General features: G+C 69.2%; 23 protein-coding genes. 10 read left to right on the top strand and 13 right to left on the bottom strand.

All coding sequences use genetic code 11. The features are described from left to right. Window positions 1-49 precede the first annotated feature (49 nt). Window positions 50-553 carry a metallophosphoesterase gene (locus tag ABDZ81_RS03140; protein WP_343772396.1) on the bottom strand — a complete coding sequence of 168 codons (504 nt, stop codon included), beginning with the start codon at window positions 551-553 and terminating at the stop codon, window positions 50-52. A 149-nt stretch (window positions 554-702) separates the two neighbouring features. Between ABDZ81_RS03140 and ABDZ81_RS03135 the strand changes: the two genes are divergently transcribed. Further along, on the top strand, window positions 703-1,449 hold the full coding sequence (locus tag ABDZ81_RS03135; protein ID WP_343772395.1) for a queuosine precursor transporter: 747 nt from the start codon (window positions 703-705) through the stop codon (window positions 1,447-1,449). Between the two features lie 137 nt (window positions 1,450-1,586). Here ABDZ81_RS03135 and ABDZ81_RS03130 read toward each other — a convergent pair whose 3' ends face one another. Next, complete coding sequence (locus ABDZ81_RS03130; RefSeq protein WP_343772394.1) at window positions 1,587-1,862, bottom strand: hypothetical protein; 276 nt, start codon at window positions 1,860-1,862, stop codon at window positions 1,587-1,589. A 217-nt stretch (window positions 1,863-2,079) separates the two neighbouring features. Continuing rightward, window positions 2,080-2,577, bottom strand: a complete 498-nt coding sequence (locus tag ABDZ81_RS03125) for a deoxyuridine 5'-triphosphate nucleotidohydrolase (RefSeq protein ID WP_343772393.1) — start codon at window positions 2,575-2,577, stop codon at window positions 2,080-2,082. Window positions 2,578-2,762: 185 nt separating this feature from the next. On the opposite strand from ABDZ81_RS03125, the gene ABDZ81_RS03120 reads away from it, so the two are divergent. The 4 genes from ABDZ81_RS03120 to ABDZ81_RS03105 all read left to right on the top strand — a co-directional run bounded on the left by ABDZ81_RS03120 (window position 2,763) and on the right by ABDZ81_RS03105 (window position 8,161). Then, complete coding sequence (locus ABDZ81_RS03120) at window positions 2,763-4,493, top strand: histidine kinase N-terminal 7TM domain-containing protein (protein WP_343772392.1); 1,731 nt, start codon at window positions 2,763-2,765, stop codon at window positions 4,491-4,493. Between the two features lie 134 nt (window positions 4,494-4,627). Next, window positions 4,628-6,604, top strand: coding sequence for an aconitate hydratase (locus ABDZ81_RS03115; RefSeq protein ID WP_343772391.1), 1,977 nt, complete (start codon window positions 4,628-4,630; stop codon window positions 6,602-6,604). Window positions 6,605-7,306: 702 nt separating this feature from the next. Further along, complete coding sequence (locus ABDZ81_RS03110; protein WP_343772390.1) at window positions 7,307-7,843, top strand: GNAT family N-acetyltransferase; 537 nt, start codon at window positions 7,307-7,309, stop codon at window positions 7,841-7,843. An 84-nt stretch (window positions 7,844-7,927) separates the two neighbouring features. Further along, the gene (locus tag ABDZ81_RS03105) at window positions 7,928-8,161 is read left to right on the top strand and encodes a DUF8024 family protein (protein WP_343772389.1); all 234 of its coding nucleotides are present in this window, start codon (window positions 7,928-7,930) and stop codon (window positions 8,159-8,161) included. Here the strand turns inward: ABDZ81_RS03105 and ABDZ81_RS03100 are convergent. The 4 genes from ABDZ81_RS03100 to ABDZ81_RS03085 all read right to left on the bottom strand — a co-directional run bounded on the left by ABDZ81_RS03100 (window position 8,118) and on the right by ABDZ81_RS03085 (window position 11,091). Further along, window positions 8,118-9,101 carry a 5,10-methylenetetrahydromethanopterin reductase gene (locus ABDZ81_RS03100; protein ID WP_343772388.1) on the bottom strand — a complete coding sequence of 328 codons (984 nt, stop codon included), beginning with the start codon at window positions 9,099-9,101 and terminating at the stop codon, window positions 8,118-8,120. The genes ABDZ81_RS03105 and ABDZ81_RS03100 overlap by 44 nt on opposite strands. Window positions 9,102-9,138: 37 nt before the next feature. Continuing rightward, entirely contained in the window at window positions 9,139-9,897 is a 759-nt protein-coding gene (locus ABDZ81_RS03095) for a coenzyme F420-0:L-glutamate ligase (protein ID WP_343772387.1), read from the bottom strand. An 87-nt stretch (window positions 9,898-9,984) separates the two neighbouring features. Further along, window positions 9,985-10,512 carry a GNAT family N-acetyltransferase gene (locus ABDZ81_RS03090; RefSeq protein WP_343772386.1) on the bottom strand — a complete coding sequence of 176 codons (528 nt, stop codon included), beginning with the start codon at window positions 10,510-10,512 and terminating at the stop codon, window positions 9,985-9,987. Between the two features lie 75 nt (window positions 10,513-10,587). Beyond that, a complete protein-coding gene (locus ABDZ81_RS03085; protein ID WP_343772385.1) occupies window positions 10,588-11,091 on the bottom strand; it encodes a metallophosphoesterase family protein in 504 nt (167 codons plus the stop codon). Window positions 11,092-11,151: 60 nt separating this feature from the next. Here ABDZ81_RS03085 and ABDZ81_RS03080 point away from each other — a divergent pair, with 60 nt between their 5' ends. After that, window positions 11,152-12,519, top strand: a complete 1,368-nt coding sequence (locus ABDZ81_RS03080; RefSeq protein WP_343772384.1) for an eIF2B alpha/beta/delta subunit family protein — start codon at window positions 11,152-11,154, stop codon at window positions 12,517-12,519. A 191-nt stretch (window positions 12,520-12,710) separates the two neighbouring features. Here ABDZ81_RS03080 and ABDZ81_RS03075 read toward each other — a convergent pair whose 3' ends face one another. From ABDZ81_RS03075 to ABDZ81_RS03065, 3 genes are all read right to left on the bottom strand, one after another. Beyond that, window positions 12,711-12,935 (bottom strand): hypothetical protein, encoded by a 225-nt coding sequence (locus tag ABDZ81_RS03075; protein ID WP_343772383.1) that lies wholly within the window; start codon window positions 12,933-12,935, stop codon window positions 12,711-12,713. A 79-nt stretch (window positions 12,936-13,014) separates the two neighbouring features. Continuing rightward, the gene (gene ddh / locus ABDZ81_RS03070) at window positions 13,015-13,956 is read right to left on the bottom strand and encodes a D-2-hydroxyacid dehydrogenase (RefSeq protein WP_343772382.1); all 942 of its coding nucleotides are present in this window, start codon (window positions 13,954-13,956) and stop codon (window positions 13,015-13,017) included. Window positions 13,957-14,026: 70 nt separating this feature from the next. Continuing rightward, on the bottom strand, window positions 14,027-14,935 hold the full coding sequence (locus ABDZ81_RS03065) for a nucleoside hydrolase (protein WP_343772381.1): 909 nt from the start codon (window positions 14,933-14,935) through the stop codon (window positions 14,027-14,029). 75 nt (window positions 14,936-15,010) lie between these two features. Between ABDZ81_RS03065 and ABDZ81_RS03060 the strand changes: the two genes are divergently transcribed. Next, window positions 15,011-15,439 (top strand): dCTP deaminase/dUTPase family protein, encoded by a 429-nt coding sequence (locus ABDZ81_RS03060; RefSeq protein WP_343772380.1) that lies wholly within the window; start codon window positions 15,011-15,013, stop codon window positions 15,437-15,439. Between the two features lie 38 nt (window positions 15,440-15,477). Here ABDZ81_RS03060 and ABDZ81_RS03055 read toward each other — a convergent pair whose 3' ends face one another. From ABDZ81_RS03055 to ABDZ81_RS03045, 3 genes are all read right to left on the bottom strand, one after another. Continuing rightward, complete coding sequence (locus ABDZ81_RS03055) at window positions 15,478-16,950, bottom strand: MATE family efflux transporter (protein WP_343772379.1); 1,473 nt, start codon at window positions 16,948-16,950, stop codon at window positions 15,478-15,480. Further along, window positions 16,947-17,603, bottom strand: a complete 657-nt coding sequence (locus ABDZ81_RS03050) for a TetR/AcrR family transcriptional regulator (protein ID WP_343772378.1) — start codon at window positions 17,601-17,603, stop codon at window positions 16,947-16,949. The genes ABDZ81_RS03055 and ABDZ81_RS03050 overlap by 4 nt, the downstream gene beginning before the upstream one ends. 82 nt (window positions 17,604-17,685) lie before the next feature. Next, entirely contained in the window at window positions 17,686-18,426 is a 741-nt protein-coding gene (locus tag ABDZ81_RS03045) for an SDR family NAD(P)-dependent oxidoreductase (RefSeq protein ID WP_343772377.1), read from the bottom strand. A gap of 109 nt (window positions 18,427-18,535) precedes the next feature. Between ABDZ81_RS03045 and ABDZ81_RS03040 the strand changes: the two genes are divergently transcribed. The 3 genes from ABDZ81_RS03040 to ABDZ81_RS03030 all read left to right on the top strand — a co-directional run bounded on the left by ABDZ81_RS03040 (window position 18,536) and on the right by ABDZ81_RS03030 (window position 21,816). Then, window positions 18,536-18,988 (top strand): universal stress protein, encoded by a 453-nt coding sequence (locus ABDZ81_RS03040; RefSeq protein WP_343772376.1) that lies wholly within the window; start codon window positions 18,536-18,538, stop codon window positions 18,986-18,988. A gap of 168 nt (window positions 18,989-19,156) precedes the next feature. After that, window positions 19,157-20,128, top strand: coding sequence for an ROK family protein (locus ABDZ81_RS03035; protein WP_343772375.1), 972 nt, complete (start codon window positions 19,157-19,159; stop codon window positions 20,126-20,128). 272 nt (window positions 20,129-20,400) lie between these two features. Continuing rightward, window positions 20,401-21,816, top strand: a complete 1,416-nt coding sequence (locus ABDZ81_RS03030; RefSeq protein ID WP_343772374.1) for an LVIVD repeat-containing protein — start codon at window positions 20,401-20,403, stop codon at window positions 21,814-21,816. The last annotated feature ends 46 nt before the right edge of the window (window positions 21,817-21,862 follow it).

Genomic DNA, 21,862 nt, shown 5'->3' with positions numbered 1-21,862 from the left:
TCGCGCGCCGGCGAGTTGAGCCTTTGCGTTTCTTCGCCGACGGCGGTGCTCAGACTGCGACGTCGTGGAACTCCACCTCGTCGCTCGCGGTGTCGACCAGCGCGACGCTGTGTTGCTCTTCGGGGACGTCCGGGAAGTGCGCGCCGGGGTTGAGCACCGTCGTTCCCTCCACGTCGCGCTCCTCTGCGACGTGGTGGTGGCCGTAGCAGACGTAGTCGTACTCGCCGGATCGGGCGCGTGCCTCGACGTCGTCGGTGTCCTCGCTGTGCAGCACCGCGAAGCGAGTTCCGTCGAACTCCAGATCCGCGAAGCGGCCGTGGAGTTCGCTGCCGTTGCCCAGGGCGCGGAACGCCGACTCCAGCCCGTCGAGCTCGCCGTCGTTGTTGCCCAGCACGGCGTGGACCTCCAGCCCCTCGAAGTGGGGCACCACGGGCGGGGCGATCACGTCGCCGCAGTGGATCACCGCGTCGACGTCCGCATCCTCGAAGATCTCGACCGCTCGGTCGACCGCCGCGACGTTGTCGTGGGTGTCGGAGATGACGCCGATCAGCATACTCGACGGTGACGGGCCGATTCCTTACAGTGTTTCCGACCGTCGGGCCCTCGCCGCGGTGAACTGTACCGGGTGGGTCGCCGGCGACGCGAACTGGCAACCGCGAGTAGAAACCATCTTGCCCCCGGCCCGACTGGTCGGGCACAGAGATGCCACGCGACAGCCCCCGCGCCGCGGCGACGCCGACGGTCGGGCAGGTGACGCTGATCGGCCTGTTCGTCACCGCGCTGGTGACCGCACAGCTGACCGCCTCGAAGATCCTGGGCTTTTCGCTGCCCTTCGAACTGCCGATCGTCGGCGCCCAGCTCGCGCTGCCCGGCGCCGCACTGGCCTACGCCGTCACGTTCCTGGCGAGCGACTGCTACGCCGAGCTGTACGGTCGGCGGGCCGCGCAGGTGATGGTCAACGTCGGCTTCGCGATGAACTTCGTGCTGCTGGCGCTGGTCTGGTCGACGATCGCGGCGCCGGTCGCTCCGACCTCGCAGGTCGCGGCCGACACGTTCGCGACGGTGCTGGGCGCGAGCACGAACATCGTCGTCGCGAGCCTGCTGGCGTACGTCGTCAGCCAGAACTGGGACGTGCTCGTCTTCCACCGGCTCCGGGAGTACACCGACGGCGACCACCTCTGGCTGCGGAACGTCGGTTCGACCGCCAGCAGTCAGGCGATCGACACCGTGATCTTCGTCACCGTCGGGTTCGCGATCGCGCCGGCGCTCCTGGGCAACGGCGACGTTCCCGGCGCCGGCTTCCTCGCGTCGCTGATCGTCGGCCAGTACCTGCTCAAGCTGGCGATCGCCGTTCTCGACACGCCCGTCGTCTACGCGATCGTCGGCGCGATCCGCCAGTACGATCTCGACGCCGCGGCGCTCGATCCCGCCGGCCGAGTCGGCGACTGAGCGAGCGACTGGGCTGACTCGCGGTCGGACGCCGAAGCGTACTCGCTTCGAGCCCGGACTCGCTGCGCTCGTCCGGACGCCGCACCCGCCGCTTCTCGATCGCTACCGTCCGAAAAATGGCTGCCGCGACGACTCGTCTACTGGCTCGATCGCAGCAGGTCCTCGATCGTCTCCCGGACGTTCGACGCCGAGGGCGCGATCGGGATCATCTTGAGGCGCTGTTCGAACTGGCGCTGCTTGAAGTGGTTCGCGAGCGTGAGGATCGTCGGCGCCCACAGCCCGACGAAGATCCCCAGCTCCCGGTCGCCTCGCCCGAAGAAGGCGTACAACGACATCGCGACCGAGACGACCGACGCGAACAGCGCGAAGTCCGTTCCGGCCTCCGACGCTACGTCTCTCTCTTGTCCTCGCATTTTTTGGCTCATAGAGTGACCTGCGTTCGATCCACTAGCGAGGACCCGTCTTGAACACCGAGAACCGTTCACGGCTTTCACGAGCGTTTGGAGGGCGCTACAGGCGCTTTGAATGCGTCTTACGCGACGGTAACGTGGGGTTACCTCGCCCTACGTGGTCCGTTGCGACCGGCCCGTGGCCGCTTCCGTTTTGCTACCGCACCACAGTGGGGCCGGCTTACTCGATATTTTCGCCCTGGTACGATCCGTCGTAGGTCTCCTCGTGGTCCGCCCGCGCAAACACCAGCTGGGCGATGCGAGCGCCCCGCTCCAGTTCGAGGTCGTGGTTGACCTCCAGCAGCCCCTCGCCTCTACCTGTGTAGCCGGCGTCCCAGACCGCGGTGTGAAGCATCGCGGAGTTACGCATCAGCGACGACCGCGGGAGGACGTACCCGACGTGACCCTCGGGGATCGAGATCGTCTCGCCGTAGCGGGCGACGTAGCCGCCGGGCGAGAGGCGGAACGTCGGTACCCCAGCATCGGTGTCCTCGGGAGCGCTAGCGACCGAGGGCTCGATCTCCTCGCGCTCGCCGATTCGCTTGCCGTCGCGGCCGATGCGTCCCGGTTCGACCTGCTCGAAGACGGCTTCAACCGTGAGGTCGACGCCGTTGGGTTGGACCTGTTCGCCGGCGACTGGCGACACGTGGTCGGCGACGAACGCGCCGGATCGGAACATGCGCCCACGAGGTCGCCCGCCCGGCAAGTCAGTTTCGGACCGTCGCGATCCGCGTTCGCGACCGTTCGGATCGGCGCCGCGCGACGTGGTGCGCTCTGCGTACCCGCTTCCCGACAGTATATTTCGCCAACAATAGACACAAGAGTAAAGTCGGCGCGTTTTATACACTGGTTCGTTGCGTAAATATGATTCCCGCCTGGGGCTACGTGCTCGCATTGCTGTGCTCGGCGGGGATCGCGGGAGCGTTCGCGGTGTACGCCGCGGCCCACCGCCGCGAAGCCGGCGGCGACTGGTTCATCGCGCTGATGGCGCTGCAGTCGGCCTGGACGCTGCTCGTCGTCGTCGGCGCGGTGCTTCCGGTCGAGTACGCCGCGACGATCGAGACGGGGCTGCTCTGGCTGGGGTCGGTGGTGGCCGTCGCCTGGCTCGGGTTCATTCTCGCGTACACGGGCCTGGGAACGCTGTCGCGTGCCCGAGTCGCGGGCCTGCTCGCGTTCCCGGCGGCTTCGCTCCCCGTGCTGGGTGTGAACCCCGGCGGCGTCGCCGTGCGCGACGCGACGGCCTACACGGACCACGGGCTCGCCGTCGCCGAGTTGACGATGGGGCCCTGGGGGTACGCCACCCTGGCGTTCATCTTCGCGCTGTTGCTGGCCGGGCTGGTCGTGCTGGCCTGGCATTTCCTGTCGTCGGGCGTCGAGATGGGCCAGACGCTCGCGCTGCTGGTCGGCGCGAGCGCGTGTATCGGTACGGGACTGCTCGTCGGCCTCGGCGTTCTCTCGAAGATTCCCGTCAATCCGACGCCGTTCGCGTTCCCGATCACGGCGCTGGCGTTCGGCCGGGCGCTGTTCTCTCACGAGCTGCTATCGGTCGCTCCGGCGACCAGGCGCATCGGCGAGCGGTCCGCGCTCGACGATCTGGACGACGGCGTCGTCGTGCTCAACGCCGCCGACGAGATCGTTCGGATCAACCCCGCCGCCGAGGCCGTGTTCGACTGCGCCGACCGCGAGGTCCGCGGGGTTCCGCTCCGCGACGTCGTCGGCGAGGCGTTCCCCGAACTCGCGGAGCTGCCGGCGTCGTACTCGACCGGCGACCGGCGGCGGATCGACGTCTCCTCGTCCCCGGTCACCGACGACTTCGGCCGTCCGATCGGCCGGACGCTGCTGTGCCGGGACGTCACCACCGTCGAACAGCACCGCCAGCGACTGCAGGTGCTCCAGCGGCTGCTCCGGCACAACATCCGCAACGAGCTGAACGTCGTCGACGGGCAGGCCCAGCTGCTCGAACGGGAGGTCGCCGACGTCACGGAGCGCCGGATTTCGCCGATCCGGGAGAGCGCGCGCGATCTGCTGTCGATCGCCGACAAGATGCGACGCATCGAGGAACTCGCCCCGGGGACGGACCCCGACCCGGTAGAGGCGGATCTCGAGGCCGTACTGGAAGCGGTCGTCGAGACCGCCCGGGTAGACAATCCCGGAGCTGACATTTCGCTGACGGTCCGCGGGGACGCGCAGGTCCGCACGGAGCCGGACGTGCTCGAAGACGTCGTGGTCGAGTTGATCGGGAACGCCGTCGAACACGGCGGCGACGTGGTTCGTGTCGGCGTCGCCGATCGCGGCGACCGCGTCGAGATCACGATCCGCGACGACGGCTGCGGCATCCCCGAACAGGACCGGCAGGCCGTCCTCGAGGGGACGGAGACCGCACTCAGACACACCAGCGGCGTCGGGCTCTGGCTCGTCAAGTGGGGCGCCCGGCGGCTCGACGCCACGCTGTCCTTCGAGTGCGACGAGGCCGACGGAACCGCGGTGATACTCCGGGTTCCGGCGGAACGCCCCGCCGGCGCGGACCGTTCGGCCGTCGAGACCGTGCGCGACGACGGATCGAACGTCGCCATCGGTGAACAATTCCGGAACTAACCTCGATACGTACGAACGTACGTATTCCTCTCGGCTATTTAAGTTAAAGACCGCTGTGGCGGGGCGGATTGTGAACGGTCGTACAGGAGGGACTCGCGGGATTTATATCCGAGGAAAGACGATATCCGGCCGCTATGGGACAAACTCTGACAGAGAAAATTCTCGATGACCACCTCGTCGAAGGCGAGCTGGAAACCGGCGAGGAGATCGGCATCGAGATCGACCAGGTCCTCACGCAGGACACCACGGGGACGATGGTCTGGCTGCAGTTCGAGGCGATGGGACTGGACAACGTCCAGACGGAACTCGCCGCCCAGTACTGCGACCACCAGACCTATCAGTTCGACTTTAAGAACACGGACGACCACCGCTTCCTCCGCTCTGCGGCCGGCACCTACGGCGCGCACTTCTCGCGCCCCGGCAACGGCATCTGCCACAACGTCCACCGGGAGAACTTCGCCGCGCCCGGCAAGACGCTGCTGGGGAGCGACTCCCACACGCCGACTCCCGGCGGGCTCGGCGAGCTCGCGATCGGCGCCGGCGGGATCGACATCACCGTCGCGATGGGCGGCGCGCCCTACTACATCGAGATGCCCGAAGTCGTCAACGTTCGCCTCGAAGGCGAGCTGCCCGACTGGGCCACCGCGAAGGACGTCATCCTCGAGCTGCTGCGACGCCTGAGCGTCAAGGGCGGCGTCGGCAAGATCCTCGAGTACACCGGCCCGGGCGTCGAGACGCTGACCGCGCCCGAGCGGATGACGATCACCAACATGGGTACCGAGCTGGGCGCCACGACGTCGATCTTCCCGACCGACGAGCAGACCCAGGACTACCTCGAGCGCGTCGGCCGCGGCGAGGAGTACGTCGAGCTCCAGCCCGACGACGACGCCGAGTACGACGACGAGATCGTCGTCGACCTCTCGGATCTGGAACCGCTGATCGCCCAGCCGTCGATGCCCGACAACGTCGTGCCGGTCCGCGAGGTCGCGGGCCAGGACGTCGACCAGGTCATCATCGGCTCCTGTACGAACGGCGGCTACGAGGACATCCTCCCCGGCGCGAAGATGCTGGAGGGCCGCGAGGTCGACAAGAAGACCGACATGATCGTCGCCCCCGGCTCGAAGCAGGCCTCCGAGATCCTGGCCCGCCAGGGCTGGGTCGCCGAGATGATGGCGGCCGGCGTCAACTTCTCGGAAGCGACCTGCGGCGCCTGTATCGGCATCGGCCACGTGCCCGCCTCCGATTCGGTGTCGCTGCGAACCTTCAACCGCAACTTCGAGGGCCGCTCGGGCATCGAGGACGACAACGTCTACCTCTGTTCGCCCGAGGTCGCGACCGCCGCGGCGCTCAAAGGCGAGATCGTCGATCCCCGCGACCTGTCCGACGAGCTCGACGACCTCGAGGCGCCCGGCATCGAGCTCCCCGAGCAGTACGACGCCTCCAAGACGGACCTCATCAGCCCCGACGAGGCCGTCGACGACGAGCTCGTCAAGGGCCCCAACATCGGCGACGTGCCGCTGAAGGACCCGCTCGACTCCAAGCTCCAGGGCCCGACCCTGCTGAAGATGGACGACAACATCACGACCGACCACATCATCCCCGCGACCCAGGACATCCTGATGTACCGGTCGAACGTCCCGAAGCTCTCGGAGTTCACCCTCTCGCGCATCGACGAGACGTTCGCCGACCGCGCGCTTGAGGCCGACGGCGGCTTCCTCGTCGCCGGCGAGAACTACGGTCAGGGTAGCTCCCGCGAGCACGCCGCCCTCTGTCCGATGTACCTCGGCGTCGAGGGCGTGCTGGCCCAGAGCTTCGCCCGCATCCACAAGGCGAACCTCTTCAACTTCGGCCTGATCCCGCTGACCATCGACGAGGACACCTACGAGCGGATCGAGCAGGGCGACGACGTCGAGATCGTCGACGACGTCGCCGAGGCGGTCCAGTCCGGCCAGGAGGAGTTCACGATCCGCGTGAACGACGACTGGGAGGCGACCGCGCAGCTCGACGCCTCCGAACGCGAGCGCGACATCCTCGCGGCCGGCGGCAAGCTCGCTCACACCAAAAAGCAGGCCGAGGAGTCCGGCGACAGTCCCGCTCCCGCGGACGACTGATCGGCTACCTCGTTCTCTCTGTATTTTTTGCGGTCTTCGAGGAGTATCGACGGGTCTACGCAGTCGTATTGATAGCTGACGCGGTGAAAGCCCCCGCCGCGCTCGACCGGTTGCGACTCGCTGCGCTCCTCGCTCCCGTCGGTCGCTGCGGTGCTTGCGTCGTGGTCCGAGAGACGCCAAAGGCGTCTCTCGTCATCACGAAAGGCGGCGCGGAGCGCCGCCTTTCGAACGACCTCACCGGGTCGAGCGCGGCGGCCCCTTTCATTCCCACCCTCTGCAGACCGCAGCCTCACACCTCCCCAGCCTCGGCGCCTTCGGCGCCTCCCTCGCGCGCTGCTGTCTCACCACAAGGGCTCGACAGCGCGCGCCACTACCCGCGCGGCCCGGCGCGCCTTCATGGCGCGCCCACGGGGAAGGGCCGGAGAGCGCGTGGTCGCCGTCAGGCGACCCGCGCAATGCGGTGCTGTCCTGGCGTCCTGCCGAGCGAAGCGAGGCAGGGCTCGGAAGACGAGCGCAGCGAGTCTTCCGGCAGACTGAAAGGGCGAGGCGCGGTCGGCGGGGCGAGGGATTTCGTGGTGATGTGCTCTCCACTGGTAACTACAGTTGCTCGACTACGACCGCGCGGAGCCCGGACGTTGTCCCTCACAGCGATGCCCTCGCCTAGCCGAGCACCTATTAGTCCCGCGACCCGTACTGCCCCCCGTGACAGTCACGCCCGAGGAGTCGACCGACGACGTCCGGGTGCGCGACGCCGAGCGCGCGGACCTGCTGGCGGTCCACCGCATCGAGCGGGCATCGTTCCCGAGCCCGTGGCCGATGGCGGCGTTCGAGCGCCACCTGACCTCGCCGGCGTTCCTGGTCGCCGTCGACGAGACGGCCGCTCCCGACGACCCGCAGAACGCCGACCGATCCGCCAGCGAGACGATCGACGCGGCGTCCGTACTCGGCTTCGTCGTCGCCGACCTCGTGCCGAATCACGGGCGGCCGCTGGGCCACGTCAAGGATCTGGCGGTCCACCCCGATCGGCGGGGCGAAGGCGTCGGCTCGACGCTGCTCGGGCGGGCGCTGGCCACGCTTCGAGGCGAGTCGGCCAACTCCGTGAAACTGGAAGTGCGCGTCGGCAACGAGGGCGCCCGGTCGCTGTACGACCGGTTCGAGTTCGAGCCGCTGCGGCGGGTGCCTCGCTACTACGACGACGGCGAGGACGCGATCATCATGGTGCGCCAGCTCGGCGACTGAGCGCGAGCAGCCGTCCGCCGGGCGCCGCACCGCGGGTCGTCTCGGACGGAAGCAAACAAGTACCACAACCCCCAAAGCCGGAGCATGGTAACTGCCACCGGACTGATCGCACAGGTGAATCCGATCGGCGACGTGCTCGACGCGGTCACGTACTTCGTCGACGCCGCGACGGTCGACCCGCTCTCGGCGATTCTCGTCGCGCTGGGCAATCTGTTCTTCGCCGCGACGTTCCTCTTTTTCGGCTACCTCGTGCTGGGCTCGCTCGTCGACCTGCTCATCCCCGAGTCGCCCGGTCGAGCGCCGCCGCGACGAGAGTAATCGCCTCCTCCAGATCGGGGCCGAGCGGCGTCCCGGCGACGAAGCTGTCGGCGTACGCCAGGATCTCCTCGATCCGCTCGGCGACGTCGTCGGGCGTCCCGGCGACCGCGAGCGCGTCGATCATTTCCGGCGTGACCGCCTCGAACGCGGCGCCGAACTCGCCCCGCTCGATGGCGGCGCCGATCTCCGCGGCGGCGTCGGCGTCCAGTCCGTGCCGGTCCAGCACCGGCGGCGCCGCGCCCGCCGCGATGAAGGCGACCGGCTGGCGCGCGATCTCGCGGGCCGCCTCGGCGTCCTCGGCGACGCTGACGCTGGCGTAAGCCGCCACGTCGAACTCGCCCCGGTCGTCCGGCCGCTCTTCCAGTCCTTCCGCGATCCGATCCGACGCCCACGCGAAGTCGTCGGGATGCGACGCGTTCACGAGGACGCCGTCGGCGTGCTTGGCGCTCATCCGGAGCATGTGGGGCCCCTGCGCGCCGACGTACACCGGGATCTCCCCCTCGACGTCGTACTCCAGGCCGGCGTCAGTTGTTTCAAACGTGCCGTCGATCGAGACGCGCTCGCCCGCCCAGAGGTCCTGCGCGACTTTGAACGACTCCAGAACTCGGCGGAGCGGCCGCTCCTGCTCGACGCCGAGGCTCGACAGGGTAGACTTGTCACCCGGTCCGACGCCGAAGACCGCTCGCCCGTCGCTGACCTCCTGCAGGGTGGCCATCCGCGAGGCCAGCGTCACCGGGTGGGTGTCGTAGGGGTTGGCCGCCGCGGGGCCGACCGCGATCTCCTCGGTGGCGGCGGCGATCCGATCGAGCGTCACGAACGGGTCGCGGTTGAAGTAGTGGCTCGCCGCGAAGATCGCGTCGAACCCCTCGGCTTCGGCGCGCTCTGCGTGCTCGACGATCTCTGCGACCGGGTGCTCGGGGGTGAGTTCGATGCCGTGCATAGGTTTCGTAGAATCTCTCATTTCTCGTCCGCCGCCCTCAGTCCTCGTAGTCCCATTTCCGCAGCGCCTGCCGGACGAAGTCGCTCTCGACCGATCGGAATAGCTCGTCGCTGCCCTCGTGGTCGCCGAACGACCAGTCCCGGATCACGACGATCGGCGTCCCGCCGTCGCCTTCGCCGGCGATGAGGTTCGCCGCGGCGGCGAGTTCGTCGACGACGCTCTGGACCGTGACCTCCAGCTCGTGGCCGTCGCGGTCGGCCTCGCCGCGCCAGTCGCGGCTCGCGGGCATCCCCGCCCAGCCGATCGCGACGCCGCGCTGGCCGTGGCGGAACGGTCGGCCGCAGGTGTCGGTGACGACGATGGGCGCCTCGGATGCGAGGCCCTCGCGTATCCGCGCGGCGCTCTCGCTCGGGCGCTTCGGTAGCAGGAGCAGATCTGCGCCGGGCACGTTCGAGCGGTCGATGCCCGCGTTGACGTTAACGTGGCCGAAGCGCGTCTCGGTCAGGAGAAACGGCTCGTCCATCAGTAGTTCGGTGCTCTCCTCTAAGACGGCCTGAGCGAACCGCGGGTCCTTCTCGTCGCCCGTGGCCGACTCCAGCCGGTCGGCGATCTCGACGGCGCGCGGGCCGGCCGGGAACGCGTCCAGATCTGCGGTCCGGCCCTCGGCCTTCGAGACGACCGTGCTGGCGACGACCACGACGTCGTCGGGGCGCAGGTCGACGCGCTCCTCGACGATCGCCGCGAGGTCGTCGCCCGCCCGGATCTCGGGCACGTCCGGGACCGCGAACGCTTCCATGGCTCTCCCTCGGTGGTGGCCGGTAAAAAGCGCGCGGATGGTGGAAAGTGCATCCGGCGTCGCGGATCGCGACCCTCGGTATGGTCCTCACCGATCCCACTCGTCGACCAGGAGACCGTACCGGTGGATGTCGACGTGCTCGCCCTCGGTGAATCCCTCGTTGCGGTGGACGCCCTCCTCCGTGAAGCCGGCCTTTTCGAGGACTCGCCGCGACGCCGGATTCGTCTCGTAGACCGTGGCGTACGCCTTGTTGAGCCGGCGCTCCTCGAAGGCGTAACGACAGATCGTCTCGACGGCGTCGGTGGCGTACCCCTCGCCCCACTCGTCGGGCGAGATCATGTAGCCGATCTCAGCGGCACCCCAGACCTCGTTCGGTGGTTTGAGCCCGATCGTTCCGACGGGCTCACCGTCGACGCAGATCAGGAAGTCGGCGCCGTCGCCTTCGTCGAGCGATTCGATCCACTCGCTCTCTGCCGGCCCGTTCGTCGGCTCGTAGGCGGCGAGGCTGGTGCGGACCCGCGGATCGTTCACCGTCCGCTGGAGGAACTCGGCGTCCTCGGGTTCGATCGTGCGCAGTTCGACCGTCTCTCCCCTCGCGAACGTTGGGCCGGGCATACCGGCGACGTAGTCGCGGCACTCACTTTAATTCGCGCTTGAGCGCGTCGAAGCCTCTCCGGCTCTCGCCGATCGTCACCCCTCGCGCACGTCGACGGAGAGCTCGCCGTCCGCGACCTCGACGACGAGCATCGACGCCGAGGACGCCGGCGCGGCGCCGGTCGCGCTGCCGGGGTTCAGCAGTCGAATCCCGTCGACGACCTCGTCCAGCAGTTCGTGGGTGTGCCCCGACACCCCGACCACCGAATCGGGATCGTCGGCCTCCCGACGGACGGTCTCCAGCACTCTGTCCCGGTAGCTGCCGGTGTGACCGTCGCCGTGGGTGACGACGAATTCGACGCCCTCGACTGTCAGCCCGGCCCTCTCGGGGACGTCGATCCCTCTCGGATCCATGTTGCCCCGCACCGCGACCAGTTCCGCGCCCGCGATATCGCGGAACTCCTCGTAGGCGTCCCGCGAGTCGAAGTCGCCGGCGTGGATCACTCGGTCGGCGCTCGCGACCGCCTCGCGCACCCACTCGGGCACCGCGCTCGCTCGCGAGGGAACGTGCGTGTCGCTGACGATGGCTACCGTCGTCATGGGCGTCCGTTCGTGACGGATCCCGAAAGAGGTTCCCCGGAGGCGTTCGTCCTCGAACGCATGACTGACTACGCCGCAGCCGTCCTCCGCCGGGGGAGCGCGGTGCTCGTCCGGTGCGACGACGGCGCTCCTCGCCTCCCGTCCGCACCGCTGGAGGACGCCGCAGACGAACGGCCGGACGCCGAAGCCGAATCGGACGCTACCGACTCCGAACCGATCGCTGCGGCTCGACGCGCCGCGTCGGCGCTCGGACTCGATCCCAATACCCTGGAACACGTCCGAACGGGCTCTCCGATCCGGGACGGCGAGGAGTCGTACGCGCCGGTGCTGTTCGACGTCGCCGGCGACGGCGCGGCGACAACCGACGGCGCGGCGACGGCTGACGACGCCGAGTGGGTCGCCCCGACCGCGCTACTCCACGAATCGGCGTCGCCGAGCGAGTGGTACCGCTACCAGCGCGTCGCGCCGACCGTCCGATCGATCACGGCCGACGGCGAGCACGGGGCCGCCTACCTCTCCGTGCGCGCCCTGGAGGTGCTGCGCGACCGCGCGGCGCTGCAGGTCTCGGAGGGCGACCCGGATCTCGACGAGCTCACCGACCTGGGCGATCGGCTGCTGAGCGCCCGACCGAGCATGGCCGTGCTGGAGAACCGGGTGAACAGGGTGCTGGCGGCCGCCGCGGGCGGTGACGACGTCGCGGAAAGCGACGCCGCAGCGATGGACGGCGACGCCGCAGCGATGGACGGCGACGCCGCAGCGATGGACGGCGACGCCACTGCCGAGGGCGTCGCGTTCGCCGTCGAAGCCGCGGCCGACGCGGGGATCGACCGCGCGCTCCGGGCGGACGCCGACGCGGCAGCAGCGGCCGCCGAGCTGCTCGACGGGATGAGCGTGCTCACGCTCTCGCGCTCGGGGACGGTCCTCGACGCCCTCGAATCGGCGTCGCCCCGATCCGTTCACGTCGCCGAGTCCCGGCCGGCTCGCGAGGGGATCGGCGTCGCCGAGGAGCTCGCGGCCGCCCTCGACGCGCCCGTGACCGTGCTGGCCGACGCCGCGGTCGCCCACGCGCTCGCGACCGAGGACGTCGACGCGGTCGTCGTCGGCGCCGACGCGGTGCTGCCCGACGGCAGGGTCGTCAACAAGACCGGGACGCGCGCCGCGGCGCTGGCGGCCGCTCGCGAGGGGATCCCCGTCTACGTCGTCGCCGCGAGCGACAAGGTCACCCGCCGCGAGACGGTCAACCTCGAAACCGGCGACGCGACGGCAATCTACGACGGGGACGTCGGGATCGACGTGCTGAATCCGACGTTCGACGTGACGCCGGGCGAACTGATCGAGGCTGTGGTCACCGAGCGCGGGCGTCTGGACGGCGAGGACGTCGCGGCGGTGGCCGAGGAGCACGCCGCGCTGACCAGCTGGCGGGAGTGACGAGCGAGCCGCGAAGCGGAGCGGAACGCGCAGACGCAACAGTGAAACCGCACCGCCGCCAATCGCCGACGGGCGGCAGTGACGAAGGTTACCCCCACCGAGCCCCTTGTGACGACGCCTTCACCCGAGCCGCCCGCTACTAACTCCCGAGCGGCGGCTCTCCACGCGATTCTCGTGAAAAGTCTACGGCGTTACGCGAACTCCGCCAGCGCGAGCAGCACGCTCGGCGCGACGAGCAACACCAGCCCGCCGAGGATCAGCAGCGCCGGGATCACCAGCAGCCCCATCTCGGTCCCGAGCCACAGGCCCAGGCCCGCCAGGATCGCGAGCAGCCCGGCGATCCGGAGCGCCCAGGCGATCAGTCCCTCGAAGCCCGAGTCGGCCACGACGTCGACCACTTCGAGCGCTTCGTCCATACGCGACGGTTGCCGATCCGATCTGTTAAAAACTGTGGACGTCGCTGACCCGCGGACGCTCGGCTTCGGCGTCCCGCGATCAGACGACCCGGTTGTGCAGCGCCTCGCCGCGCTCGATCCGGCCGACGTTCTCGCGCACCAGCTCGGCGATCTCGCGGAAGTAGTCACGGGTGGCCGCGGCGGCGTGGGGCGTGACGATCACCTCGTCCATGTCCCACAGCGGCGACTCGTCGGGCAGGGGTTCTTGCTCGAACACGTCGAGCGCGGCGCCGGCGATCTCGTCGCGCTCCAGCGCGTCGACGAGCGCGTCCTGATCGACCACGCCGCCACGCGCGACGTTGATCAGGTACGCGTCGTCGGCCATCGCCGCGAGTTCGGGCTCGCCGACGAGATCGCGGGTTTCCTCGGTCAGGGGGACCGTCAGCGCGACGAACTTCGCTCCCGCGATCGCATCGTGGAGGTCGTCGTTCGCGTAGACGTGCTCGACGCCCGGCACCGGTTCGGGCGTGCGCTTGACGCCCGAGACGTTCATTCCGAGCGCGTCGGCCCGCTCTGCGATGCCGCGACCGAGCGTGCCGAGCCCGACGACGCACAGCGATTCGCCGGCGATGGTGAACGGCTCGTCCCACTCGGGGCGGTCCCAGGCGCGCTCGTGCTGGTTCTCGATGAAGGTGTGCAGGCGCCGCGCCAGCGCGAGCATGTAGCCCGTCACCGTCTCGCCGACGCTGTCGCCGTGGATGCCGGTGCTGTTGGTGAGCGAGACTCCCTCGCGCTCGAACGTGTCGAGCGGGAACCGGTCGTAGCCCGCCTGGATCGTGTGAATCCACTCGACCGCGCCGACGAAGTAATCGCGGTGGGCGAACGTGACCAGCCCGTCGCAAGCCGCCGCTCGATCGGGATCATCGCCGACCAGTTCGACCTCGGCGTCGAGCTCCGAGAGCGCAGCTTCGAGGCGGTCCGGCGGAAACACGGCCGAGACCGATTCGTGGACACCGAGTCGCTGGACGTCGTCGATCGTCATGCGTGAGCGTTCCTCGCGATCGGACAAAAATGCCGCTAATCGTCCCTCCAGGAACGCCTCGATGCCACGATCAGGCCAGCGACAGCAACGCGTCGACGACCGTCTCGCGATACGCTTCGACGTCGATCTCGGTCGCGACGCTGGCGGTCGGCTCGGCGTTCGAGTCGGCGCGGGTGTCCGCGATCGTCGCCCCTCTGCAGGGGCCGCGGCCGTCGACGACCGACAGCGCCCGCGGCTCGAAGGTTAGCACGTCGCCGGCAATGTGAGCCGCCACGGCGGCGTCGTGGATCGCGTGGCCGTCGGCCTCGCGGAGCCGCTCGGGGTAGTCGCACCACTCCGCGACCGTCGAGAGCGGCCCGCCGCCGCCCCGCAGCTCGGCCACTGTCGACTCCGGGAGCGTCGCCCGATCGGTGACGTCGAGCGGTACCAGGTTCGGTCCGCCGTCCTGGACGACCCGGCTCGCCGCGGCGGGGTCGGCGTACGCGTTGTACTCCGCCGCGGGCGTGACGTTACCCCCCGCGTGGACCGCGCCGCCCATCGCGATCAGGCTTCCGACGCGGTCGGCCAGATTGGGATCGACCGCCATCGCTACCGCGACGTTGGTCAGCGGGCCCAGCGCCGCGATCGTCAGGTCGGTGCCGTGCTCGTCGACCTGCTCGCGGATGAACTCCGTCGCGTGGGCGTCGAGCGCGGTGCCGGTCGGCGCCGGGACGTCGCCGCGCAGCCCGCCGGGGCCGTGGATCGACTCGCCGGTCGACAGCGAGTGGGCCAGCGGGCGCTCGCAGCCGCTCGCGACCGGCACGTCGCCCCGGTCGAACAGCTCCAGGATCGAGCGGGCGTTGGCCGTCGTATTTTCCAGCGTCGAGTTGCCTGCGACGGTCGTCACGCCGACCACGTCGACGTTGTCGGCGGCCAGCAGCGTCGCCATCGCGACCGCGTCGTCGGTGCCCGGGTCGGCGTCGATCAGAACCTTCCTCACCTGCGGACGTTCGGCGGTCGGCCACTTAATGCCCCGACCACAGGCTTTTGCCGCCCGCGGCCGACCTCCCGCCCGATGCCGACGCTCGACGAGCTCGCGACGCGCGCGGAGGGGATCGTTCACGAGGAGACCCAGCGCACCGACGCCGGCCTCGACCTGACGGTCGCCGAGATCTACGAGGTCGCGGCGCCCGGCCGCGTCGACTTCGGCGGGGGCGAGCTGGCGGACGCTGATCTCGACCCTCACGAACGCACGTGGCGGAACGAGGACGACGACTACCAGTGGTGGCATCTCGACGCCGGCCAGTACATGCTGGAGTACAACGAGTCGCTGACGGGCGAGGGCCGGATTCCGCTGCAGATCCGCGACGCCGTCCGCGAGCGCGGCGCCAGCCATCCGACGCTGCACGTCGCGGAGCTACCGCGCGTGCCGCTGTCGGTCGGCGGCGCCGGACTCAAGATCAAGGAGAACGCCCGCGTGTCGACGCTGCTCGCGGAGGAGTAAATCGCTCCGCGGCGTCGAGACGTTGGAGGCGCCGCCGCTCAGTCCGCGGTCGCCGCGGCGACGCGCTCCTCGTCGACTTCGCTGTCGGTCCAGGTGCCCCGGAGGAACCAGCCGCCGGTGGTGAGCGCGCTGGCGACGTAGGAAAAGGCCATCGCGTACCAGACGCCGACGACGCCCAGGTCGGTGTACACAAGCAGGACGTACGCCAGCGGGATGCGGTAGATCCAGATCTCCTGCATCGACAGCAGCATCGCGGTGCGCGTGCTGCCGCTGCCCCGGAACCCGCCGAGGACGACCTGAAACACCCCGAGGAAGGCGAACGCGGGCGCGCAGATCACCAGGTAGGCCGACCCGACGTCGATCACGTCGCCCGCCCCCTCGCCGGTGACGAACACGCCGGTGATCGGCTCGGCGAAGGTGTACGCGACGGCGCCGACGCCGAGGAACACGACCGTGACCATCGCCGCGCTCATCATCACGGCGCGCTTGGCGCGCTCGACCTGCTGGGCGCCGAGGTTCTGGCCGACGACCGTCTCGGTTCCCCGCGCCAGCCCGATCGCCGGGAGAAAGACGAGCGAGGCGAGCCGCTGGACGATGCCGTAGGCCGCCACGGCGTCCGTGCCGGCGATCGCGACGATGGCAGTCAGCGCCGTGATCCCCAGCGAGCGAAAGCTCTGCTCGCCGGCGGTCGGCAGCCCGATGTCGACGATCTTCCGGACGGTGTCGCGCTTGAGCCGCAGGTCCGCGAGCGTCGGCTGGAGGCCGGCCCAGCCGCTAAACAGGATGTAGAGGCCGACGACCGCCGCCAGCCCCCGCGACAGTACGGTCGCGACGCCGGCGCCCATCACCGACCACCCCTCGAATCCCGTCGCGGCGTACAGCGTCGCCTCCAGGCCCTCCAGCCCGAGCATGGCGAACAGCGGGTTGCCGTCGAACCCGAGGATGAAGATCGGGTCGATGATGACGTTCAGCACGACGCTGCCGAACATCAGGTACAGCGGCGTCCTGGTGTCGCCCCAGCCGCGCATCAGCGCGTTGAAGATGAAAAACCAGAACATGAACTGCAGCCCGGCGAACACGACGCGCGTGTAGTCGACGGCGTACCGGAAGGCGTCGCCGCTGGGATCCGCACCGATCCAGCGCAGCAGCGTCGGCGTCATGGCGATCCCCAGGACCGAGAACGCCAGCGACAGCAGCGTGACGAACGCGATCGTCTGGCCGGCGACGTGGTGCGAGCGGTTCGACTGCCCGGCGCCCTTGTTCTGGGCGACCAGCACCGTCCCCGCGACGGTGAACCCGCCGCCGACGCTGACCATCAGGAACACGATCGACCACGAGTACGACAGCGCGGCGACGGCGTCGGAGCCGAGGCGGCCGACCCAGTAGGTGTCCGCGAGGTTGTAGCCGACCTGCAACAGCATCGTCATGACGATCGGCGCCGACAGCACCACCAGCGGCTTGAATAGCTCGCCGTCGACGACGTCGACCGATCGGTCCTCGCGCCCGCTCACGGTCGGTCGGCCTCCTCGTTTGTTCCATCCTGTTCGTCGTCCGAGTCGGCCAGCAGCGGGTCGACGACCGTCTCGACCAGCTCGTCCCGGATCGTCGGCGTGTACTCGGGATCGTCGAGCGTGATCTGGCGCGTCCGCGCGCCGTCCAGCGTCGCGACGATCATCCGCGCGGTCGACTCGGGATCGACCGGCTCGAACGCGCCCGACTCGACGCCGTCCCGCAGAATCTCGGCGACGGTGCCCCGCAGCAGCTCGTCGCTCCGAACCAGCTGCTCGCGGTAGGCCTCGTTGAACGGTCCGCGAGAACGAAACTCCAGCAGCGCGAGGTGGAGGGCGGCCCGCTCGTCCTCGTCGGGCTCGAACACCCATAGATCGAGGAACTCGCGGAGCCGCTCCTCGGGCGGCAGGTCCTCCGGCGGCGCGTGCTCCTCGCGGAACTCCGCCATGATGTGGTCGATGAACGCGACCAGCAGCTCCTCTTTCGTGTCGAAGTGGTAGTGCAGCAGCGACGTGCTCTTGCCCAGCTCGTCCGCGATGTCCTGCATCGTCAGGTCGGCGTAGCCGTGCTCGCCGAGCGCGCTGTAGGTCGCGTTCATGATCTCCTCGCGCGGATCGGCGTCCTCGCTCGACTCGTCGCTGGGGGCGTCGCTCATTCCTGACTGACTAGTCAGTCAGTGGGCGTGAAAGGGGTTTCGAAGGTGGGGTCACGCTGATAGACAATGGCATCCGACCGCGTTATACTGACTCCGGCAGCCACCCTCCGTCCACTTCGATATTTTCGCCGCTGACGTAGCCGCTGTCGTCGTCGAGGAAGAACATCACGGCCTGGACGATATCGTCGAACGACGCCGGGCGCCCGCGCGGGAGGTCCTCGGGGAACTCGTCGGAGTTCTCGACGACGTACGGCGAGACGGCGTTGACCGTGATCCCGTCGTCCTGCGTGTCCGCGGCGAGCATCCGCGTGAACATCAGCACGCCGGCCTTGGCCATGAAATACGGCGCGTTCTTCGGGCTGATCAACCCCTTCTCGCTGGAGGCGTAGCCGATGTTGACGATCCGGCCCCACTCCCGCTCGCGCATCGCGGGCAGCGCCCGGCGCGAGCAGAGATACGTCGCGTGGACGTTCGTCGCGAACACGCGGTGCCACGTCTCGGCGTCCAGTTCCTCCCAGTGGACCGGCGCGAAGTCGCCGACGTTGTTCACGAGCACGTCGACTGGGCCGATATCCTCCTCTACGGCGTCGAACAGCCCGTCGACGGCGTCGGGATCGGTGACGTCGCCGCGGACGACCGTGGTTTCCGGTCCCCCGCGCTCGGCGGCTTCGGCGGCGACCTCGCGGGCGGCGTCGTCGCTGGTGTGGTAGTGCACCGCGACGCTGGCGCCGCGCTCGGCGGCCGCCAGCAGCAGCTCGCGGCCGACGCCGCGAGAGCTGCCCGTGACGAGCACGACGCGATCCGAGAGGTCCGTGTCGATCATATCGGTACGTCGGCCCGCGGCGTTATCAACGTCCGCGATCCGGAGTCGGGGCTCGTCGCGGCGTAGGCCGGTCAGTATCCTTAAGAAGGTCGGTTGAGAAAACCGTGATATGACGCTCACAAAAATTCTCGTCGCCGTCGGTCCCGGCGACGCCGACCGCGCAGAAGAGATCGCCGAAGCCGCCGTCGAGGTCGCGGCGCCCGCGAACGCGAAAGTAGTGCTGGCCCACGTGTTCACCGAGGAGGAGTACGACGACGTACTCGACCGGCTGGAGTTCGACACCGAGCGCACCGAGGTATCCCCCGACGAGGTCGCCCAGCGCCACGCGACGATCCGGACGCTCTCGAACTCGCTGGACGGCTACGACGTCGAGTACGAGGTGCGGGGCTCCGTCGGCGAGCACGGCGAGACGATCGTCGACCTCGCCGAGGAGATCGGCGTCGATCGCGTGATCGTCGGCGGGCGCAAGCGCTCGCCGACCGGCAAGGCCGTCTTCGGCAGCACCGCCCAGAAGGTCATGCTGTCGGCGCCGTGCCCGGTCACGTTCGTCCGCGAAGAGTAACGCAGTTCCGCTTTTCCATCTCTTTGCACCACACAGCGGCGCCGCCGTCCCGATCGTCGACGGACGCCGCTGTCCGGTGGTCGACCGGCGTCGCCAGCAATCACCCGACGGCACGGCGCCCGCGGAAAACTATGCAATTAAGTGCGGCCGCGCTCGTTTCCCACGTACATGGTGAACTACGCGGGGGTCGACCTCGGCGCGACCAACGTCAGGGCGGTCGTCGCCGACGATGCTGGGACGATCATCGGCGCGCACAAGCGGGGGACGCCTCGCGGCCCGACGGGGATCGCGGTCACCGAGGCCGTCCTGGAGTCGCTGCGGATCGCCTGTGACGACGCGGGGATCGACCCCACCTCGATCGTCGCGGCGGGCGTCGGCTCGATCGGGCCGCTTGATCTCGCCGAGGGCGCCGTGATGGATCCAGCGAATCTGCCGGACACGATCGACCGGATTCCCCTGACCGGGCCGATCTCGAAGCTGATCGACAGCGACGACGTCCACCTCCACAACGACACGATCGCGGGCGTCATCGGCGAGCGGTTCCACAGCGACCGCAACCCCGACGACATGGTCTACCTGACGATCTCCAGCGGCATCGGGGCCGGCGTCTGCACCGACGGGAACGTCCTCTCGGGGTGGGACGGCAACGCCGGCGAGGTCGGCCACATGATGCTGGATCCCCACGGCCGGCTCACCTGCGGCTGCGGCAAGGACGGCCACTGGGAGGCGTACTGCTCGGGCAACAACATCCCGCGGTACGCCCAGATGATCTACGAGGACGACCCCGTCGACACCGCGATGCCGATCGAGGATCCCGACTTCTCGGCGGTCGACGTGTTCGAGCACGCCGGCGAGGACGCGCTGGCCGACCACGTGATCGACCAGACCGCCCACTGGAACGCGATGGGGATCGCGAACATCATCCACTCGTACGCGCCGATCGTCGTCTACGTCGGCGGCGCGGTCGCGCTCAACAACGAGGAGCTCGTCCTGGAGCCGATCCGCGAGAAGCTCCCCGAGATGGTCTTTACCAACCTGCCGGACGTCCAGCTCACCAATCTCGGCGACGACGTCGTGGTGAAGGGGGCGCTCGCGAGCGCGATGACTGATGGTACCGGCGACCGGTCGCGAGTACGGTAGTCGAAGGACTACGAGAAGCCAAATGGCCTCTCCGTAGCGGTGTCTCGACGAGCAAAGCGAGTCGGGGCTCGAAGCGCAACGCGCTTCGGCGTCCTGCTGAGGCGAAGCCGAAGCGGGGCTCGCGGAGCTGTGCTCCGCGGCGTCCTCACGAGCGCTAGCGAGTGAGGACTCGGAGGACGCCTCGCGTCCTCCGGCGTCTTGACGCCGCAGCGCGAGCATGCCGCGTCGCGGAGACCGGACGGCTTAACTCTCTGACACCCGGAGCACCGGGCATGCGACGACGCGACGTTCTGCGAGCGGGCGCCGGCGCGTTCGCGCTCACGACTGTCGGCGGCGCGGCCGCCCACCCCGAGAGCCACTTCCTGCCGTTCGGGAGCGTCGATATCGACGACGCGAAGGAAGCCGTCGTCGGCCCGGACGGAGAAGTGGCGTACGTGGCCGCCGGCGACGGGTTCGCGACCGTCGACGTCTCGGACACCGCCGATCCGCAGCTTCTCGCCGAGGTTCGGGAGCCGCTCGCGGACCGATCGGACCAGTCCGTCGGGCAGCTCTGGGACTGCCGCCTCGACGGCGATCGGCTGATCGTCGTCGGGCCGGCCAACCCTAGCGTCCAGGCGACGAACGGCGTCCTGCTGTACGACGTGAGCGATCCGGCCGAGCCCGAATTTCTCTCCTTCACGCCGACGGAGTTTCCGATCCACAACGCCGAGTTCGTCGACGGGAACGTCTTTCTCACGGGCAACACTCTGCGCTCGAAATCGCTCGTCATCCTCGAGGTTGTCGGCGACGAGCTATCGCAGGTCGGCCGGTGGTCGCCGCTGGACCACGATGCGACGGTAGCGGACATCGATCCGGGCCTGCGACCGCTCCACGACGTGCAGGTCCGCGACGGGCTGGCCGCGCTGGCCTACTGGGACATCGGGACGTGGCTCGTCGACGTCTCCGATCCCGCGACCCCATCCTACGTCGCGCGGGTCGGCGACTACGAACTCGGCGAGCTGACGCAGCTCGACTCCGCGCAGGCCGGGACCGAGCGGACGATCCCGCCCGGGAACGCCCACTACTGCGAGTTCGGCGACGAGGGGACGCTGCTCGGCGTCGGCAAGGAGGCCTGGGCTATCGGTACGGGGGACGACGCTGTCGGCGGCCCGGGCGGGATCGACCTGTACGACGTCTCCGACCCCGCCGCTCCGGAGCACCTCGCGCACGTCGAGGCGCCGCGGGCCGAGAACAACACTCGCGAGGGGCAGTTCACCACCTCGCACAACTTCGACATCGCGAACGGACGCCTCTACTCGTCGTGGTACTTCGGCGGCGTGCAGATCCACGACCTGAGCGACCCGTCGACGCCGATGCGGATCGCCTGGTGGCGCGACGCCGAGGAAGCCAGCTTCTGGACGGCCCAGCTCGCCCGGGCCGGCGACTGCGTCGTCGCCAGCAGCGCGGAGGAGACGAGCCCCCAGCTGGCCGAGCAAGGGCGTCTCTACACGTTTCCCGACGGGCCGGTCGACGACGACGAACTTCCCGACGGCGTCGACGGCACTGACGGGAACTCGGACAGCGGCGGTTCGAACGAGTCCGGAAGCGGCGATTCGCCGTTATCGGGCTTCGGCGTCGGCGCCGCGGCGCTCGGACTCGGCGCCGGCGCGCTGGCCCGGGCGCGCTCCGACGACGGGGACGAGGAGTGAGCCGGGCGCGAGCGTGAGCTGTTTGCCCCGCGTCGATCCGAATCTG

Origin of the sequence: Natronoarchaeum mannanilyticum (assembly GCF_039522665.1) — an archaeon.
Classification (GTDB): Archaea; Halobacteriota; Halobacteria; order Halobacteriales; family Natronoarchaeaceae; genus Natronoarchaeum; species Natronoarchaeum mannanilyticum.
This window is presented reverse-complemented; position numbering and strand designations above follow the sequence as displayed.

Excerpts from the sequence above, each read along its gene's own strand:
- ABDZ81_RS03060 (WP_343772380.1), top strand. The coding sequence starts at position 15,011 with ATGCCGACGCTCGACGAGCTCGCGACGCGCGCGGAGGGGATCGTTCAC.
- ABDZ81_RS03140 (WP_343772396.1), bottom strand. The coding sequence starts at position 553 with ATGCTGATCGGCGTCATCTCCGACACCCACGACAACGTCGCGGCGGTC.
- ABDZ81_RS03075 (WP_343772383.1), bottom strand. The coding sequence starts at position 12,935 with ATGGACGAAGCGCTCGAAGTGGTCGACGTCGTGGCCGACTCGGGCTTC.
- ABDZ81_RS03115 (WP_343772391.1), top strand. The coding sequence starts at position 4,628 with ATGGGACAAACTCTGACAGAGAAAATTCTCGATGACCACCTCGTCGAA.
- ABDZ81_RS03100 (WP_343772388.1), bottom strand. The coding sequence starts at position 9,101 with ATGCACGGCATCGAACTCACCCCCGAGCACCCGGTCGCAGAGATCGTC.
- ABDZ81_RS03135 (WP_343772395.1), top strand. The coding sequence starts at position 703 with ATGCCACGCGACAGCCCCCGCGCCGCGGCGACGCCGACGGTCGGGCAG.
- ABDZ81_RS03105 (WP_343772389.1), top strand. The coding sequence starts at position 7,928 with ATGGTAACTGCCACCGGACTGATCGCACAGGTGAATCCGATCGGCGAC.
- ABDZ81_RS03085 (WP_343772385.1), bottom strand. The coding sequence starts at position 11,091 with ATGACGACGGTAGCCATCGTCAGCGACACGCACGTTCCCTCGCGAGCG.
- ABDZ81_RS03045 (WP_343772377.1), bottom strand. The coding sequence starts at position 18,426 with ATGATCGACACGGACCTCTCGGATCGCGTCGTGCTCGTCACGGGCAGC.
- ABDZ81_RS03040 (WP_343772376.1), top strand. The coding sequence starts at position 18,536 with ATGACGCTCACAAAAATTCTCGTCGCCGTCGGTCCCGGCGACGCCGAC.
- ABDZ81_RS03120 (WP_343772392.1), top strand. The coding sequence starts at position 2,763 with ATGATTCCCGCCTGGGGCTACGTGCTCGCATTGCTGTGCTCGGCGGGG.
- ABDZ81_RS03035 (WP_343772375.1), top strand. The coding sequence starts at position 19,157 with ATGGTGAACTACGCGGGGGTCGACCTCGGCGCGACCAACGTCAGGGCG.
- ABDZ81_RS03095 (WP_343772387.1), bottom strand. The coding sequence starts at position 9,897 with ATGGAAGCGTTCGCGGTCCCGGACGTGCCCGAGATCCGGGCGGGCGAC.
- ddh (WP_343772382.1), bottom strand. The coding sequence starts at position 13,956 with ATGACGATCGACGACGTCCAGCGACTCGGTGTCCACGAATCGGTCTCG.
- ABDZ81_RS03090 (WP_343772386.1), bottom strand. The coding sequence starts at position 10,512 with ATGCCCGGCCCAACGTTCGCGAGGGGAGAGACGGTCGAACTGCGCACG.
- ABDZ81_RS03130 (WP_343772394.1), bottom strand. The coding sequence starts at position 1,862 with ATGCGAGGACAAGAGAGAGACGTAGCGTCGGAGGCCGGAACGGACTTC.
- ABDZ81_RS03125 (WP_343772393.1), bottom strand. The coding sequence starts at position 2,577 with ATGTTCCGATCCGGCGCGTTCGTCGCCGACCACGTGTCGCCAGTCGCC.
- ABDZ81_RS03030 (WP_343772374.1), top strand. The coding sequence starts at position 20,401 with ATGCGACGACGCGACGTTCTGCGAGCGGGCGCCGGCGCGTTCGCGCTC.
- ABDZ81_RS03050 (WP_343772378.1), bottom strand. The coding sequence starts at position 17,603 with ATGAGCGACGCCCCCAGCGACGAGTCGAGCGAGGACGCCGATCCGCGC.
- ABDZ81_RS03080 (WP_343772384.1), top strand. The coding sequence starts at position 11,152 with ATGACTGACTACGCCGCAGCCGTCCTCCGCCGGGGGAGCGCGGTGCTC.